This is a genomic window from Corallococcus praedator (assembly GCF_003612125.1).
GTDB classification, from domain to species: domain Bacteria; phylum Myxococcota; class Myxococcia; order Myxococcales; family Myxococcaceae; genus Corallococcus; species Corallococcus praedator.
The window spans coordinates 1-952 of record NZ_RAWI01000787.1; the positions used below are offsets into that span (position 1 = coordinate 1).

The 952-nt window shown below is 70.7% G+C and carries 1 protein-coding gene; it reads right to left on the reverse strand.

Annotated features, from left to right (window positions below; all coding sequences use genetic code 11):
* Window positions 1–128: 128 nt before the first annotated feature.
* Complete coding sequence (locus D7Y13_RS41750; protein ID WP_120631070.1) at window positions 129–905, reverse strand: hypothetical protein; 777 nt, start codon at window positions 903–905, stop codon at window positions 129–131.
* Between the last annotated feature and the right edge of the window lie 47 nt (window positions 906–952).

Genomic DNA, 952 nt, shown 5'->3' on the forward strand with positions numbered 1-952 from the left:
AGACATGGGATGGCGCTCCTGAAGACAGTCATCCTCCCGCCCACCTTCCGGGCGCAAGGGGCGGCGGCTGCGGTCTGGAGGGAACCTGGAGACACTGTCTGTCGTCGGGTCCGCTCCCGCGTGGAAGGTCAGGGCGGGGACTTCGGCAACGGGCGCGTTGCCCAGAGGGCCCACAACGACAGGTACCAGGGCAGGATGGCCGCTTGAAGGGGCTCACGTCCGTTCCAGAGGGAGGCGCCAGCGATCAACACCCAGGGGATCGCCTGCACCGCGAGGAGCGTCGAGCCGATGCTCTGCAGCCAGCGGCGCTTCAAGGCATGACCGCACAGCGAAACCAGCGGCGGCAGCCAGATGAACGCCGCCAGGAACGCGATGGACATCGCGGTGTCGCGCGTGAACCGAGGGGGAAGCACGTGGCTGGAGCGCCGGACCGTCAGGTCATTCCACACAGCCCATGAGCCGAGGACCGTCAGGTACAGCGTGAGGATCGCCAGGGAGGCGAACCCGCCCCTCCCGATTCCCGTCCGGGGAGGCTGCGTGGGCGGGGCCTGCCCCATCAACTCGGGTGGCACCTCCAGCGCGTATGGAAAGCCCAACGCCAGCAGGGCATCCCGCGCCGCGTGACGCACCGTCTTCCCGTTCCGGCCCGTGTAGTCGCCCACGGGATTGTCGCGGGCCATCAGGTGCAGCAGCAGGTCGGCGCGCTCCCGGTGCGGCTCTTCCGCCGCCGGTGCCCGGCCCAGCGCGTCGACGAGCAGGTAGACGTCCGAACGCGTCGCGGCCGGGGAACGGACCTCCTCCAGCAGGTCCTTCAGCGCGGAGGGCGTCCGCCCGGCCCCCGCGTCGGAAGGGGACTCCGCCGCGTTGGAGACAGGCTTCGCGTGGCGTGGATCCGACCGTGACATGGCGTGCGCTCCCTGGAGGCTTCATCCACCGCCGGGCCGCCCGGGGG